Genomic DNA, 16,488 nt, shown 5'->3' with positions numbered 1-16,488 from the left:
GAACTTGAATGATTCGTTTTTGTTTCTAGAAATACTCAAATGGTTGCGTGCTGAAAATTAATTAAAAAGATACAACATGTCAATTAAATACCATATTTACAAATAAAAGTAATTTTGATAATATGAATTTGAAAATATTTCAGATAGGAGTGGTCATAATGAAATTAAAAGCAAGAACTTGTTATCATTACTCACTAAATGAAATGAAGGAAAGGCAATCAAAACTGAAGGCGAGAACGTGCTATAATTACTCGCTCAATGAAATGAAAGAAATGCAAAAGGAATTAAAGAAAAAATAAGAGAGAATATGATGAGAAACAGAGGTTTTTTAAAATCTCTGTTTCTTAACACTTAAATAAGGAATAGTGTACATGAACATTCGGAACGTGAATACATTTGTCTATTTGGATACTATGATCGTTTTCATAGGGGCATTAGTTTGGACTGGACTGCCTCTTTATTTTTTTGAAATGACTGGTTCATATTTTTATTCAGGCAGTATGTATCTGGTTGGTGGCTTTTCGTTTATTTTAAGTAATATTGTGAGCAATTATTTATTTAAAGTCTTATCTAGATACACGGCAAAATTTTTCGTCATTACGTTGTCCACCTTAACCATTGCTTCGTTTTTTGCTTTAAACAATCAATTATTTAATCTCATGTTTTTCTTAATGCTTGCTTTTCAATTTTTTATAAATGGCTTATCGTTTATTTTAGAATCAGGTTTTAACATGTATTTATCCAATCAACCCCACAAAGATATTGCATACCGAAATATGTTTTTGCTTTCAGCTAAAACAATTGGTTTCTTTAGTGGGCCCATTTTGTTTATATTCTTTGGAGCGGAAATGTATCTTTTTTTTCTGGTCTTCTTTATTGGTTTGTTGGTGTATGAGTGTTTATATCCAATTGTTGCCCAGTTGAAAATCGAAAGTCTATCTTTTGCGAATGTTGGAATATTCAAAAAAACACCAAAGAATTATTTGTTCATCATGCTTATTGATGGGATGTTTTTACCTATTGTAATGAATTACTCGTTTATTATTCTGAAAGAAACGTTTTCTGCAAGTGATTTCACTGTATCGTTATTTTGGCTAATTGGCGGGGGATCGGTTTTACTAGGAAATCTATTGATCCGAAGAATGGATATAAAAAAAATCCATTCGAAGATCTATTTTATAACAATATATCTCATGTTTGGGTTAATTCTAATGATTTTAGCGCCCAATAGTTCGTTGTTTTTAATTGGTTTTTTTATTTTGACACTCATTAACCCGCTGTTTATGAGTTTAATCAAATCATCTTTTTTAGTTTTTTTTGAGCCTCACTATAGAAGTGTAGCGCTCGCAGGTATGAATACATTGAATCAGTTAGGAACGATATTGATTATTACAGTGATTACATTCATGCTGGAAAGCTCAAAATTTTTCAATATTCATGACATCATGCCATTATGTCTTTGTATAGGGATCATTCGATTTTTGATTCTAAAAAATATTTTAAAAAGGGGAATTCAATGAATGGATAAAGTGGATTATCCTGACTTTTCGGTGGACTTAGTAGAAGCGTGTTTGAAGTTTGGTCACTATTTTGAAGGAATGAGCAAAGAGAATGTCACTCGATTAGTAGATCAATACAAAAAATTTTGGTTTATGATAAAAAAATATCCTGATCGTTCTTTTGCCCCAAATACTGAAATTGATGAGGTTTGGCATTTACATATGCTATTACCGCAAAACTATTACTACGATTGTATGTCGTATTTCGGCATTATTTTAGCCCATGATGCTGGATTTGGGAACCAAGCTGATGAAGTTGATATATTAAATGAAATGTTTGATAGCGGGAATGATTTGTGGGAAAAAGAATTTGGTTTTAGATTGCCTGACGAAAATGAGCTTGAGAGGAAAACGTAAAATTGAGACTAATTGTTTGGCATCGACACTCATATCATTTTGACATGAGGAAAGAAAAACAAAACCGTCTTACCTGCAAAAATGTTGCTACACAAGCAACTGCAGATAAGGCGGTTATTGTCGTCTATCATCAATGAAACTGTTCTCTTAAGATGTGATTACAAACATTTATACAACAACCAATTGATGGCTTATTAAACATTTTGATTGTATAAGTTATTTCCTTTTTAAAAATAATAAGAGGAGACTGATGGCAATCAGTACATATGGCCAGTACAATTCAAAACCGGAAGTAGGGATCGAGAGCGTGCTCAGCTGTTTTGTAATTTGCTGAAAGAAATAAAGGAACAGGCCAAGTGCAATGAGAACTAGACTTTCGATACGATATTCCTTTTTCTGAGATGATTTCATGAAAAGCGCAAGGCCGACGATGAACACAATCATTGTAAATGTGTCTGGCCAGTGGTCCAATTTTGGCTGAAGGATAAAGTGTAGCGCAAGGCCCGTCATGAGCATACCGATAAACACATGAGAGGTTTCCTGCTCCTTCTTTCCTTGGTATAAGAAAGCAAGGCCAAAAAGCAGTACAAGTGTATACCATTTCTCCTGGTCTTTCCAAATGTCAAATTGACCTCCTGAGAGAATGGCATATAGCGCTACAGCCAGCAATGTGAGCGGCAGCAAAATGGATTTCTTCTTCAAAGATGTCACCTTCTTTTAAGCAGATCATTTGTTCACACTCGCCAAATCTGATAAATTGCTTGAAGTGATGATATGGCATCTGATGTCGAACATTTTTCTACTATATCACAACATTTTTGAAATCTGTTCACAATTTTTATCCAGTTAAAAATGAATATATGTTATAATCATTATAAATAATAAATTCTATATTGTAATTATTATAAATTAGACAGGGCGTTGGGGGTGCAAGCTGAAGTTATGCATATTCTTGTTGTGGGTTTAGATTATAAAACAGCCCCTGTTGAGATACGGGAACAGCTAAGCTTTGAACCGAGCGAGCTCGGAACAGCGATGTCCAAGCTTAAAGAAGAAAAAAGCATTCTAGAGAATATCGTCATCTCAACATGTAATCGAACAGAGATCTACGCAGTAGTAGATCAGCTTCATACTGGTCGGTTTTATATAAAAAGATTTTTAGCAGATTGGTTCGGTTTAGAAAAAGAAGATGTATCTCCGTATTTGAAGTTTTATGAAAACGATGGTGCGGTTGAGCATTTATTCCGTGTGGCCTGCGGACTTGATTCCATGGTCATTGGTGAAACACAAATACTCGGTCAAGTGCGATCCAGCTTTAAACTAGCTCAAGAGGAGAAAACCATTGGTACCGTTTTCAATTATTTATTTAAGCAGGCGGTCACCGTGGCGAAGCGCTCTCATGCGGAAACAGATATTGCATCTAATGCTGTATCTGTCAGCTATGCGGCAGTGGAACTTGCGAAAAAAATCTTTGGACGTCTTTCTGATAAGCATGTCCTTATTCTTGGTGCGGGTAAAATGGGCGAGCTTGCGGCGCAAAACCTTCAAGGTCAAGGAATTGGTCATGTGACGGTCATCAACCGAACGTATGAGAAGGCAAAAGAACTGGCCGGCCGTTTTTCAGGAGAGCCTAAGAGTTTAAACCAATTAGAAAAGACATTATCTGAAGCGGACATTTTAATTAGCTCAACAGGTGCTAAGCAATTTGTCATTACAAAAGAAATGGTCGAAAATGCGAACAAACAGCGCAAAGGCAGACCGCTATTTATGGTAGATATTGCAGTGCCCCGTGATTTAGATCCAGCCATTTCTGAAGTAGAAGGTGCTTTTTTGTATGACATTGATGACCTAGAAGGCATTGTGGCAGCTAACTTAAAAGAACGCCGTGCGGTGGCTGAGCAGGTGGAGCTCCTCATTGAAGCTGAAATTGTAGAATTTAAGCAATGGCTCAATACGCTCGGAGTGGTTCCAGTCATTTCTGCTTTAAGAGAAAAAGCACTCTCGATTCAAGCAGACACGATGCAAAGCATTGAACGAAAGCTTCCAAACCTTACAAATCGTGAAATGAAGCTGTTAAATAAGCATACGAAAAGCATCATCAATCAAATGCTGAAAGATCCTATTTTAAAGGCAAAAGAAATTGCCGGGGAACCGAATGCAGAGGAAAAGCTTTTACTCTTTAAAGAAATCTTTGATTTACAGGTTGAAGATGAAGAACAAAAGGTAGAGCCGATGCAGGTGGATCAAGGGTCATTTCAGCTGTTCAAATCAAATATGGCACAAGGCTTTGCTACAGTTGCCAGTGAGTGATTAGGCGATGATGGAATCCATTGTAGCGAGACTAGGCGAAGCGACGACCTTGATTTATGCACTCAGTGTCTTGTTCTATTTCATAGATTTTCTTCAACACAACCGGAAGGCTGGAAAAATGGCTTTCTGGTTGCTTTCTATTGTCTGGCTGCTGCAAACAGTCTACATGTTTTATATTATGATGGAAACAGACCGATTCCCTGTGTTGAATGTAGCAGAGGGGTTATATTTTTATACATGGGTGCTTGTGACACTGTCACTCGTTCTCACAAAAGTATTACGCGTTGAATTTATTGTCTTTTTTACAAATGTGATTGGTTTTTCCATGATGGCGATTCACACCTTTACACCATCTGATCTCCATTCTGCGGAATTGACGGGGAGACTGACGAGTGAGCTGCTTGTCATTCATATTACGATGGCCATTTTATCGTACGGTGCCTTTTCACTTTCATTTGCTTTTTCACTTCTTTATCTCTTTCAATACCGTTTGCTGAAAAAGAAAAAATGGGGAAAATGGCTTCTAAGAATTGAAGACCTATCAAAGCTTGATCATATGGCGTACGTATTAAATATAATTGGCGTACCCATGCTCCTGCTTAGTTTAATTCTTGGTATTATATGGGCATATATTTCGTATGATACGTTGTACTGGACAGATGCCAAGGTGCTTGGTTCGTTTATTATGCTGTTTTTATACGGCTTTTACTTATACATTAGATTGGTGAGGAATATGCAGGGCAAAATCGTGGCACGCTGGAATGTCGCTTCATTCCTTGTGCTGATGATCAATTATTTTCTGCTTGGGAGCTTATCAACCTTTCATTGGTTTCAATAATGATGAGTCTTAAGGGCATTGTCGGGAGGAAGACGTAATGCGTACAATTAAAGTAGGTTCTAGACGAAGTAAGCTTGCGATTACACAAACAAAATGGGTCATCCAAAAGCTGTCTGAACTAACCCTTTCTTATTCTTTTGAAATAAAAGAGATTGTCACAAAGGGTGATCAAATTTTAGATGTGACTTTATCGAAGGTTGGCGGAAAAGGGCTATTTGTCAAAGAGATTGAACAAGCCATGCTGAATCATGACATCGACATGGCGGTTCACAGCATGAAAGATATGCCGGCCGCTCTTCCAGAAGGTTTAGTCATTGGCTGTATTCCTGAGCGTGAGGATGTGCGGGATGCACTGATTTCAAAGGGGCATCTTCGCCTTCATGAACTGCCAAAGGGAGCCATTGTGGGAACGAGCAGCTTGCGGCGCAGTGCACAGCTTCTTCAGGAGCGACCAGATCTTGAGATTAAATGGATTCGAGGAAACATTGATACCAGACTTGAAAAACTGAAAAATGAAGAATATGATGCCATTATTCTAGCAGCCGCCGGTCTGTCTAGAATGGGCTGGAGCAAAGAAGTCGTGTCGGAATTTTTATCTCCTGACACCTGTCTGCCAGCTGTTGGGCAAGGTGCATTGTCTATTGAATGCCGCGGAAATGATAAAGAGCTCTTGCAGCTTTTAGCTCAATTCACGCATGAGTATACGGAGAAAACAGTCCTTGCTGAACGAGCCTTTCTTAAACAAATGGACGGAAGCTGTCAAGTGCCGATCGCTGGTTACGCTACGATGAATGAGCGTGATGAAATTGAACTGACGGGTCTTGTGGCATCAGCTGATGGCCATACGATCATTCGAGAAACTGTGACGGGTACTGACCCTGAGGCAATTGGTACAGCGTGTGCGAAACAGATGGCTAATAAGGGAGCAAAGGATTTGATCGACAAGGTGAAAAAGGATCTGTCCTCCCAATGACAAGAGCCAAATCGCTTTACGGACAGACGGTGCTTGTCACTCGAAATGAACGTCAAGCGGGCGTGTTTCGGCAGAAAATTGAAGCGCTGAACGGCCGTGCTGTATTAACCTCTCTAATTAGGTTTGAGCCAACGCTCACAAAAGAAAAAGCGGAGGCATTTTTACAAGACTTAAAAGCCAGTCATTGGCTTGTGTTCACGAGTGTGAATGGTGCGTCGTTTTTTCTCAATTATATAGAGGAGCATCGTTTACATCAAAGCTTATCCCACTTGAAAGTGGCGGCTGTAGGTGAAAAAACATCTGCCTATCTTAAGCAGCATGGATTTAAGGTGGATGTCGTTCCAGAACAATTTATAGCAGAAGAGCTGGCAGATGCCTTAATTGAACATGTTCAGCCAAAAGAGCGTGTTTTTGTAGCGAAAGGTCGCCTGTCACGAGATGTGGTGAAGAAAACGCTCGTTCCGCTTGGTATTGAAGTGAAAGAATGGATTTTATATGAAACAGTGAAGGATGAGGACGGAATTGCGGCTCTCAAGTCGGCCATGATGGAGCAATCATTTGATTTTATTACATTTACAAGCTCATCTACTGTTCATTCTTTTATGCATGCCATGGAAGCGGATGTAGCAAGGTTAGCAGCATCTGACACATGTTTTGTGACCATTGGTCCTCTTACAAAAGAGGCACTGCTTCAATACGGGATTTCCTCTGAAACCCCAGATACTTATACGATAGACGGGATGCTTGATTTGATGTGCCGTTTATCTGAAAGGAAGTTGAATCATTGATGAAATTTAACAGACACCGTAGATTGCGTACAAGCGCAGGAATGAGAGAGCTAGTCAGAGAAACCTTTTTAAGACCATCTGATTTCATTTACCCTATCTTTTTTGTTGAGGGAGAAAATGTCCGGAAAGAAGTACCTTCGATGCCGGGTGTCTATCACATTTCAGTTGATCTTGTGAAAGAAGAAGTTCAAGAGCTTGTGAATCTTGGCATTCAATCCATCATTGTATTTGGAGTACCAGACCATAAAGACCATGTAGGCAGTGAAGCATATCACGATCATGGCATTGTTCAAAGAGCAACGCTTGAGATTAAAAAGCATTTCCCAGAGCTTGTTGTCATTGCAGACACTTGCTTATGCCAATATACCGATCATGGACACTGTGGAATTGTTGAAGATGGTGAAATCTTAAATGATGAATCGCTTCAGCTTTTAGCAAAAACAGCAGTTAGCCAAGCGCGTGCAGGTGCAGATATCATTGCACCATCAAACATGATGGACGGCTTTGTTATCGCAATCCGTGAGGCACTTGATGAAGCTGGTTTTGTTCATGTGCCTGTGATGTCATATGCTGTGAAATATGCAAGTGCTTTTTACGGTCCGTTTCGTGATGCGGCGCATAGTACACCGCAGTTTGGAGATCGTAAAACGTATCAAATGGACCCTGCAAACCGTTTAGAGGCGCTAAGAGAGGCGCAATCTGACGTAGAAGAGGGGGCTGACTTCCTCATCGTCAAGCCATCCCTTTCTTATTTAGATATTATGCGTGATGTGAAAAATGAATTTACACTTCCTGTTGTCGCTTACAATGTGAGCGGAGAGTACGCAATGGTGAAAGCCGCTGCTCAAAATGGCTGGATTTCTGAAAAAGAGCTTGTCCTTGAAATGCTGACAAGCATGAAACGTGCAGGTGCAGAATTAATCATTACGTATCACGCAAAAGATGCGGCAAAATGGCTCTCAGAATAAAGAACGGATAGACAGGAGGACGTTGAAATGGGACGTAGCTATGAAAAATCGAAGCAAGCATTTGAAGAAGCGCAGCACTTAATGCCTGGTGGTGTGAACAGCCCTGTGCGTGCATTTAAATCAGTCAACACAGACCCGATTTTTATGGAACGAGGAAAAGGCGCAAAGATATACGATATTGACGGAAATGAATACATTGATTATGTCTTATCGTGGGGCCCGCTTATTTTAGGACATACGAATGACCGTGTGGTTGAAAGCATACAGCGAGTAGCTGAACATGGTACAAGCTTCGGTGCTTCTACTTTAGTTGAAAATGAATTAGCTAAGCTTGTATCAGAACGAGTTCCTTCTATTGAGGTCATTCGCATGGTCAGCTCTGGAACAGAGGCGACCATGAGTGCACTTCGTCTAGCGCGCGGCTTTACAGGCAGAAATAAAATTGTGAAATTTGAGGGCTGCTATCATGGACATGGTGATTCTTTACTCATTAAAGCGGGATCAGGTGTAGCAACGCTTGGTCTTCCAGATAGTCCTGGTGTCCCTGAAGGTGTTGCAAGCAATACGATCACCGTTCCATACAATGATTTAGAAAGCATCAAAGTCGCTTTCCAGGAATTTGGTGACGACATTGCAGGTGTCATTGTAGAACCAGTTGCAGGAAATATGGGGGTTGTTCCTCCGCAAGAAGGTTTCTTGCAAGGCTTAAGAGACATCACAGAGCAATACGGCTCTTTACTCATTTTTGATGAGGTGATGACAGGCTTCCGTGTGGATTATCACTGCGCGCAAGGCTATTTTGGCATTACGCCTGATCTGACATGTCTTGGCAAAGTGATCGGAGGCGGTCTGCCAGTCGGCGCTTATGGAGGAAGAGCGGATATTATGAGACAAATTGCACCAAGCGGACCGATCTATCAAGCAGGAACGTTATCGGGTAACCCGCTTGCCATGACAGCAGGTTTAGAAACATTAAAACAGCTGACACCTGAGTCTTATGAAGAATTTAGACGAAAAGGGGATCGGCTGGAAGAAGGCATTTCAAAAGCGGCGAAAGCAAATGGAATTCCATTAACGTTTAACCGTGCTGGTTCCATGATTGGATTCTTCTTTACGAACGAGCAGGTCGTGAATTACGACACAGCGAAAACAGCAGACCTCGCTTTATTCGCTGAATTTTACAAGGAAATGGCTGATCATGGCATCTTCCTTCCACCTTCTCAATTCGAAGGGCTGTTCCTATCAACTGCTCATACGGATGAAGACATTGACTATACGATTGAGACAGTGGAAAAGGTATTTCAAAAATTACGTCGATAAACATATCGGCTTAGATTGTTGACAAAGGGCTAAAATGAACTTTATTTTAGCCCTTTGTCTTTTTTTTTCAGCGTGATAGAAAACCTTTGAAGTCTAGGAAGGGAGAGCACTGGAGCGCAGACCTGACAACGAATGCGAGGGTTTGTCTACACGATGAAGCCGGTATGGAGACATATCGGCTTTTTGCTTTACGTAAAACCAATCATATTTTCGCTGCCTCCTACATACATCTGTATTGACATCTAATTTTATTTTGAAGGATTAGATGAAAGGAGGACACCGACTTGTCTCAAAACAATCGATTACAGTTTTCGGTAGAAGAGTCCATTTATTTTAAAAACGGACAGGAAGTCAGTGAGCTGCTGTCAATTTCTCTCGATCCTGACATTCTCGTTCAAGAAGTGAATGATTATGTTTCCATTAGAGGTTCACTCGAGCTAACAGGAGAATACAACATAAATCAAGAGGAGCTAATGGGTGAATCCAGTTCCTATGCATCATACAGGCAAGCTGATGAGGTAAAGGTTAGAGAGGACGGAACGGCGGAGCTGCTGCATCAATTTCCGGTAGATATCACCATTCCTAAGAACAAAATTAGTCATTTAAATGATGTATTTGTGTTTATTGATGCGTTTGATTACCAGCTGACAGAAAGCCGTTTGCTCACCATTCAGGCTGATCTAGCGATTGAGGGCTTATTAGATGAAGGAACGCCCGAACCGGTTGTAGATGAGCCGTATGAATTTGTTCATCGTTCTGAAGAGGAATATGGCGATGTCACCTATGAATATCAGGCGCAGCCAGAATATGAAGAGCAAGAAGTGCTACAAGGCGATGAGCGTGAGGAAGATGAAGAAAAGCAGGCTGTGCGGCAACATGATGTACGAACTGAAGAAGAAATAGACATAGAGACGGTGATGGTGGAAGAAGCAGAAGAGGAAGAATATGAGGAGCAAGAAGAAGCAGTGGCACTCGGATATCGCTCCTTCCCGGAAGCTCAGGTGCAGGAGCCGCCATTTTTTGAACCGCCTAAGCTATTAGAAGAAGAGGAACGGGATGATACGTTCTTTGAGGTGGAAGTGAGGAAAGATCCTGAAGCGGAGGGACATGAGGAAGAACCACCGCCAGCTTATCCAGCATTTGAATCACCTGCGTATCAGATGGAACAAGCGCAGGAGGAGCGGGATGACAATTATCAATTCGAACGATTATATGAACGGGAAGCGCCAAAGGTGTATGAGTCAGCTCAAAAAGCGGAGGAGCATGAAGATGACGTGAGAGAAACGTCTGGCAGTGAGAATTCTCTTTATTTAACGAAGCTGTTCGCTAAGCAGGAGGAGGAAGATTTTTCTCGCATGAAAATATGTATAGTTCAGCAAGAAGATACGGTCGATCGTATTTGTGAACGATATCAGTTGAATGTGCAGCAGCTCCTTCGAACGAACTCGTTATCGATTGATGCGGATCTTGAGGAAGGGCAGATTCTTTATATACCAGAATATCAAAAAAGCAATGCATAAGAAGCGATGATCGACCGAGAAAATGTGGTGAGTGAACGTGGATGAAATCCAATCTGTTCTATATGAATACGGGCTTGAGGCTGAATATATGGAACCTGTCAGTTCAGCAGTCGTCAAAGTGTATACAAAGCAGGGCGTATTTGCACTAAAGCGAGTCAAACCTCATCGGCATATGCAGTTTACAGAGCAAATGCTTGAATTAGAATCAAAGGGCTATCGCTCCTTTGTGCCGATTTATCGCACGAAGAGCGGTTCCTTTTTCTCAAGTCATCGAGATAGCCAGTATGCCTATTACCTCATGCCATGGCTGACGAATGAAAAGAGAGAAGAGCAGGACGATAAGCATGAATATTTATTTCAAGAGATTGCAAGACTTCATAAACGAACTGAAGTGATGATGGACATCACAGAGCAAGAAATAGAAGCTCACTACACACAAATAAAAAGCAAATGGGAAGCAGAGAAAGACATGTATGAACGATTTATAGAGCGGGCAGAACAAACATGGTATATGTCGCCATTTGAACTGGCTGCTGCTATGTATTTTTCAGAAGCGATGTCTGCAAGTGAATTCGCGCTTGAGCGCTTAGAGGATTGGCACGAGGAAATGAAAGATCAAGAGACGACACGTATTGTGTTAAATCATGGGCAATTGTCGGTCCATCACTTTTTGTACAATGATGTAGGCACAGGACATTTCACCAATTTTGAGCGGTCCAAAAAGGCTGCCCCCATTTACGATCTTCTGACCTTTTACTTCCGAACCTTTAAAACCTATCCTACTCCTTGTCCTGAATGTACTTCCTTATTTTATACGTATCAAAAGGGGAATCCGCTTCGGGAGGAAGAGCTTCATTTGTTCCTAAGTTACCTCGCTTACCCGCAGGGCCTGTTTGATACGGTGAAAGCCTATGAAGCAGGCGGTCAGGATGAGATGGAAAGCTGTCAGGAGCTGTTAAGAGCGTATTGGCAAATGAAAAATTCAGAGCCGACTGTCATGAAGATTCACGAAATGGAGCAGGCTAGACGCCTTGAAGAAGAGCAAAATGCCTCGTCATCAGCAGAATGACGAGGTTTTTGTTTGAAAAATGGGAGGACCTTTACATAAGAGTGAGCCTGCATCTTTCAGCTCTTTTAAAACCAATCAAGGTGAAAGGCACAGGCGAGAAATATGAGAATACCTAAGATGAGGACGTCAAATGTTGTGGGAAAAATGATCGTGCGAAACCCTTGAAATATGGCAATCGGGAGAACGACTTGGGAGGCAACTGCCCGAATTTGTCTAAGCCAGGGGGGGAGTGTGTAAGGATTGATCTTCTTCAAAATCAAACGCCCTCCTTCTTTATTTTGTTATTATTATATGGGCAATGAGGCAAAGGGTGCCTGCCCAATTTGTATAAAGAAGAAGAAAAGCGGAAAAGATGATTGACGAAAACAAAAGGCATTTAGTAATATTAATAAAAGATGAGTATGTGCTGATGAACGTGATATATCGTAAGCGTGGACCAGGAAGAGTACAAGCAAGCCCCTAAAGAGAGGGAAACCAAGAGCTGAAAGGTTTCCTAGGATACACTTGTTTGGAAGGTCGCCTGTGAGCTTAATTTCTTGAATGATTGAGTAGAGAAATTCGGGAGAACCCCGTTATCCTTTAGAGTGTATGGGACACGTGTATGTGTTCCATGAAAAAAGGTGGTACCGCGAAAAAGCTTTTTCGTCCTTTTATAAGGATGAAAGGGCTTTTTTTATGTTTCATCAGCCGAAAAAATGTGGAGGTTACACAAATGGGAACAAATAATCAAGAAATGCCTACAAAGTACGATCCAAATGCGATTGAAAAAGACCGCTATACGTACTGGCTTGAAGGAAAGTTTTTCGAAGCAAAAAATGACAAAACGAAAGATCCATATACAGTCGTCATTCCTCCACCAAACGTGACAGGAAAATTGCACCTGGGGCATGCTTGGGATTCAACTCTTCAAGACATCGTGACACGCATGAAGCGGATGCAGGGCTATGACGTTCTATGGCTTCCAGGAATGGATCATGCGGGTATTGCCACTCAAGCAAAGGTAGAGGCAAAACTTCGCGAAGAAGGCGTGAGCCGCTATGACCTCGGGCGTGAAAAATTTGTAGAAGAAACGTGGAAGTGGAAAGAAGAATATGCAGATTTTATTCGCAGCCAGTGGGCGAAAATGGGTCTTGGCCTAGATTACTCGCGTGAACGCTTTACATTAGATGAAGGTTTGAATAAAGCTGTTCGCCAAGTATTTGTTCAATTGTATGAGAAGGGACTGATCTATCGCGGAGAGTACATCATTAACTGGGACCCAGCAACAAAGACGGCCCTTTCTGATATCGAGGTGATTTACAAGGATGTACAGGGTGCGTTTTATCACTTGAGATATCCTTTAGCAGATGGATCAGGTTCGATTGAAATTGCGACAACACGACCTGAAACGATGCTTGGAGATACGGCAGTCGCTGTACATCCTGAAGATGAACGCTATCAGCATTTGATTGGGAAAACAGTTATTTTACCAATTACAGGCCGCGAGATCCCAATCGTTGGTGATGATTATGTTGATATGGAATTTGGATCAGGAGCTGTGAAAATTACGCCTGCTCATGACCCGAATGACTTCGAGCTTGGAAACCGTCATAACTTAGAACGTATTCTTGTGATGAATGAAGATGGCACGATGAATGAGAATGCGCTGCAATACAAAGGAATGGACCGCTTCGAATGCCGTAAACAGCTTGTGAAGGATTTACAAGAAGCAGGCATTTTGTTCAAAATTGAGGACCACATGCATTCAGTTGGTCACAGTGAACGAAGCGGAGCTGTTGTAGAACCGTACTTATCTACACAATGGTTTGTGAAAATGCAGCCGCTCGCAGATGAAGCCATCAAACTGCAAAAAGGTGATGAGCAAGTTCAATTTGTTCCGGACCGTTTTGAAAAGACGTATTTACACTGGATGGAAAATATCCGTGACTGGTGTATTTCTCGTCAGCTATGGTGGGGGCACCGCATCCCGGCTTGGTACCATAAAGAAACGAAGGAAGTATACGTTGGACTCGAAGCACCAGAAGATATTGAAAACTGGGAGCAAGATAACGATGTGCTTGATACATGGTTTAGTTCAGCGCTATGGCCTTTCTCTACAATGGGCTGGCCAGATGAAGACAGTGAAGATTTCAAGCGCTACTATCCAACAAATCTGCTTGTAACAGGCTATGACATCATTTTCTTCTGGGTATCACGTATGATCTTCCAAGGGCTTGAATTCACAGGAGAAAAACCGTTCAAAGACGTCCTCATTCATGGGCTTATCCGCGATGAGCAGGGGCGTAAAATGAGTAAGTCACTTGGCAACGGAATTGATCCGATGGAGGTCATCGACAAGTACGGTGCGGATTCATTAAGATATTTCTTAGCCACTGGAAGCTCACCAGGTCAGGACCTGCGTTTTAGCTTTGAAAAGGTTGAATCCACTTGGAACTTTGCGAATAAAATTTGGAACGCATCCCGTTTTGCTTTAATGAATATGGATGGTTTAACGTATGACGAGCTTGATTTGACAGGAGAAAAATCAGTTGCGGATCAATGGATTTTAACACGACTAAATGAAACGATTGAAAGTGTCACACAGCTTGCTGACAAATATGAATTCGGAGAAGTGGGCAGACATTTATACAACTTCATTTGGGATGATTTCTGTGATTGGTATATTGAAATGGCGAAGCTTCCGCTTTATGGAGAAGACGAAGCAGCAAAGAAAACGACTCGTTCGATTCTGGCATATGTTCTAGATCAAACGATGAGACTTCTTCATCCATTTATGCCGTTCTTAACAGAAGAAATCTGGCAGCATCTGCCGCATGAAGGTGAGTCCATTACCGTTGCGAAATGGCCTGAAGTAAAGCCCGAGCTTTCGAACGAACAGGCTTCTGCTGACATGAAGCTGCTCGTTGAACTCATTCGCTCTGTTCGTAACATTCGCAGTGAAGTGAACACGCCAATGAGCAAACAAGTTGAGCTATATATCAAAGCATCTACATCTGATGTACAGGAACGTTTAGAAAAAAATCGTTCATATATTGAGCGTTTCACAAATCCAAGTGTGCTTGAAATTGGCACAGATGTCCCTGCAAGTGATAAAGCGATGACAGCTGTTATTTCTGGAGCTGAACTCATTCTACCGCTTGAAGGCTTAATCAATCTAGATGAAGAAATCGCTCGTCTGCAAAAAGAGCTTGATAAGCTCACAAAAGAAGTCGAGCGCGTACAGAAAAAGCTAGGAAATGAAGGCTTTATGAAAAAAGCGCCTGAAAGTGTCGTGGAAGAAGAGCGTGAAAAAGAACGTGATTATGTCGCAAAACGCGAAGCTGTTCAAAAGCGTATTGAAGAGCTGAAAGCATAATGTTGAAAAGACGGCTCCTAATGGAATGGAGTCGTCTTTTTTGAAAATTTCGTATGAAATGGGAGATGACATTGTTTACAACCTATCATGAAGCCATTGAATGGATTCATAGCAGACTGGCCTTCGGCGTCAAACCGGGACTTGAACGAATGAAATGGCTGATGGACAGACTAGGCCACCCAGAACAAAAAATAAAATCGGTGCATGTTGCTGGTACTAATGGAAAAGGGTCAACGATTGCGTTTACTCGTTCCGTTTTACAGTCAGCAGGCTATTCAGTTGGAACCTTTACCTCTCCGTTTATTTTAACGTTCAATGAAAGAATTAGTGTAAATGGGGAGCCGATTTTGGATGAAGAGTGGCTGAGCTTGGTGAATGAGATCAAGCCTTTAGTCGATGAATTAGATGATACAGAGCTTGGTGCAGCAACAGAGTTTGAGATCATTACAGCATGTGCGTTTGCTTATTTTGCCCATGTGCATCAAGTAGACTTTGTCCTATTGGAAACAGGGCTTGGCGGAAGGCTGGATTCAACAAATGTAGCAGCGCCCATCTTAACAGCGATTACGTCGATTGGGCATGATCATATGGCGATTTTAGGCGACACACTGGAACAGATTGCAGCAGAAAAAGCGGGCATTATCAAAAATGGCATTCCGATGATCACGGCCGTCCATCAACTAGAGGCTCTTTCTGTCATTCAAAACAAGGCACAAGAAAACAATGCACCGTTTCTTTCGTTACATGATACTTGTACCTTTGAGCATCAACAGCCGACGGAAACAGGTGAACGATTCACATTAACTACCCCAAAAAGGCAGTATCCACAGCTAGAGACAGGGTTAATCGGAACACATCAAAGACAAAATGCATCCCTTGCGGTTCTATTGATCGAATGGCTGGAGCAAGAGGGATATATCAATGTGTCAGAAGAGCAAGTGTATGAAGGAATTCGGCAAGCGGCATGGGCTGGAAGGTTTGAAAAGGTCAAAGATCAGCCTCTTGTCTATATAGACGGTGCTCATAATGAAGAGGGGATGGACCGTTTAATAGAAACCGTACAAGCTCATTTTTCCAGTAAACAAGTCCATGTATGTTTTAGCGCGTTAAAAGATAAACCGTACAGGCAAATGATTGACAAGCTTGAAGCTATTAGTTCCTCAATTCATTTTGTTTCCTTTGATTTTCCTAGAGCTGAATCAGCAGAAAAGCTGTATGCTTGCAGTCATTTAGAAGCAAAATCGTTTGATGAAGATCCTCGTGCAGTACTTGATTTCATTCAGAAAAAAAGTGCTGACCCTTCGGCAGTGATCCTTGTGACAGGCTCCCTTTATTTTATTTCAGATATACGAAATCGTATTTTAAGGTAATCAAAAGACGCAATTGCTTCGATGCAATGTGCGTCTTTTTTTCTTTTGAAATGAGAAAGAG

The 16,488-nt window shown here is 41.2% G+C and carries 15 protein-coding genes and 1 other annotated feature; of the genes, 13 read left to right on the top strand and 2 right to left on the bottom strand.

Annotated elements, in window-relative coordinates:
* Window positions 1-158: 158 nt before the first annotated feature.
* The 3 genes from BA1_RS19020 to BA1_RS08885 all read left to right on the top strand — a co-directional run bounded on the left by BA1_RS19020 (window position 159) and on the right by BA1_RS08885 (window position 1,916).
* Window positions 159-299 (top strand): hypothetical protein, encoded by a 141-nt coding sequence (locus tag BA1_RS19020; RefSeq protein WP_155887859.1) that lies wholly within the window; start codon window positions 159-161, stop codon window positions 297-299.
* A gap of 72 nt (window positions 300-371) precedes the next feature.
* A complete protein-coding gene (locus BA1_RS08890; RefSeq protein WP_008357959.1) occupies window positions 372-1,520 on the top strand; it encodes an MFS transporter in 1,149 nt (382 codons plus the stop codon).
* Window positions 1,521-1,916, top strand: a complete 396-nt coding sequence (locus tag BA1_RS08885; protein WP_008357957.1) for a glycine-rich domain-containing protein — start codon at window positions 1,521-1,523, stop codon at window positions 1,914-1,916.
* A gap of 216 nt (window positions 1,917-2,132) precedes the next feature.
* Here the strand turns inward: BA1_RS08885 and BA1_RS08880 are convergent, their stop codons facing one another.
* The gene (locus tag BA1_RS08880) at window positions 2,133-2,618 is read right to left on the bottom strand and encodes a hypothetical protein (protein ID WP_008357955.1); all 486 of its coding nucleotides are present in this window, start codon (window positions 2,616-2,618) and stop codon (window positions 2,133-2,135) included.
* 240 nt (window positions 2,619-2,858) lie between these two features.
* On the opposite strand from BA1_RS08880, the gene hemA reads away from it, so the two are divergent.
* From hemA to ysxE, 8 genes are all read left to right on the top strand, one after another.
* Entirely contained in the window at window positions 2,859-4,226 is a 1,368-nt protein-coding gene (hemA, locus tag BA1_RS08875; RefSeq protein ID WP_008357953.1) for a glutamyl-tRNA reductase, read from the top strand.
* A 7-nt stretch (window positions 4,227-4,233) separates the two neighbouring features.
* A complete protein-coding gene (locus BA1_RS08870; protein WP_008357950.1) occupies window positions 4,234-5,064 on the top strand; it encodes a cytochrome c biogenesis protein in 831 nt (276 codons plus the stop codon).
* 37 nt (window positions 5,065-5,101) lie between these two features.
* Window positions 5,102-6,037: a hydroxymethylbilane synthase gene (gene hemC, locus BA1_RS08865; RefSeq protein WP_008357947.1), complete on the top strand. Its 936-nt coding sequence runs from the start codon at window positions 5,102-5,104 to the stop codon at window positions 6,035-6,037.
* Entirely contained in the window at window positions 6,034-6,825 is a 792-nt protein-coding gene (locus BA1_RS08860) for a uroporphyrinogen-III synthase (protein WP_008357945.1), read from the top strand. The genes hemC and BA1_RS08860 overlap by 4 nt, the downstream gene beginning before the upstream one ends.
* Window positions 6,825-7,793: a porphobilinogen synthase gene (hemB, locus tag BA1_RS08855; protein ID WP_008357943.1), complete on the top strand. Its 969-nt coding sequence runs from the start codon at window positions 6,825-6,827 to the stop codon at window positions 7,791-7,793. The genes BA1_RS08860 and hemB overlap by 1 nt, the downstream gene beginning before the upstream one ends.
* Before the next feature lie 27 nt (window positions 7,794-7,820).
* On the top strand, window positions 7,821-9,113 hold the full coding sequence (hemL, locus tag BA1_RS08850) for a glutamate-1-semialdehyde 2,1-aminomutase (RefSeq protein WP_008357941.1): 1,293 nt from the start codon (window positions 7,821-7,823) through the stop codon (window positions 9,111-9,113).
* A 284-nt stretch (window positions 9,114-9,397) separates the two neighbouring features.
* Window positions 9,398-10,633, top strand: coding sequence for a LysM peptidoglycan-binding domain-containing protein (locus BA1_RS08845; RefSeq protein ID WP_008357939.1), 1,236 nt, complete (start codon window positions 9,398-9,400; stop codon window positions 10,631-10,633).
* A 37-nt stretch (window positions 10,634-10,670) separates the two neighbouring features.
* Window positions 10,671-11,702 (top strand): spore coat protein YsxE, encoded by a 1,032-nt coding sequence (ysxE, locus tag BA1_RS08840; RefSeq protein WP_008357936.1) that lies wholly within the window; start codon window positions 10,671-10,673, stop codon window positions 11,700-11,702.
* A 65-nt stretch (window positions 11,703-11,767) separates the two neighbouring features.
* Here ysxE and BA1_RS08835 read toward each other — a convergent pair whose 3' ends face one another.
* The gene (locus tag BA1_RS08835) at window positions 11,768-11,956 is read right to left on the bottom strand and encodes a hypothetical protein (RefSeq protein ID WP_003216497.1); all 189 of its coding nucleotides are present in this window, start codon (window positions 11,954-11,956) and stop codon (window positions 11,768-11,770) included.
* Window positions 11,957-12,125: 169 nt separating this feature from the next.
* Window positions 12,126-12,355, top strand: a binding site (T-box leader).
* Between the two features lie 59 nt (window positions 12,356-12,414).
* Between BA1_RS08835 and BA1_RS08830 the strand changes: the two genes are divergently transcribed.
* Window positions 12,415-15,057 carry a valine--tRNA ligase gene (locus BA1_RS08830; RefSeq protein ID WP_008357933.1) on the top strand — a complete coding sequence of 881 codons (2,643 nt, stop codon included), beginning with the start codon at window positions 12,415-12,417 and terminating at the stop codon, window positions 15,055-15,057.
* Window positions 15,058-15,122: 65 nt separating this feature from the next.
* Window positions 15,123-16,427 (top strand): bifunctional folylpolyglutamate synthase/dihydrofolate synthase, encoded by a 1,305-nt coding sequence (locus BA1_RS08825; RefSeq protein WP_034738903.1) that lies wholly within the window; start codon window positions 15,123-15,125, stop codon window positions 16,425-16,427.
* Window positions 16,428-16,488: the final 61 nt, after the last annotated feature.

This window comes from Bacillus xiamenensis (genome assembly GCF_000300535.1).
Lineage (GTDB): Bacteria > Bacillota > Bacilli > Bacillales > Bacillaceae > Bacillus > Bacillus xiamenensis.
This window is presented reverse-complemented; position numbering and strand designations above follow the sequence as displayed.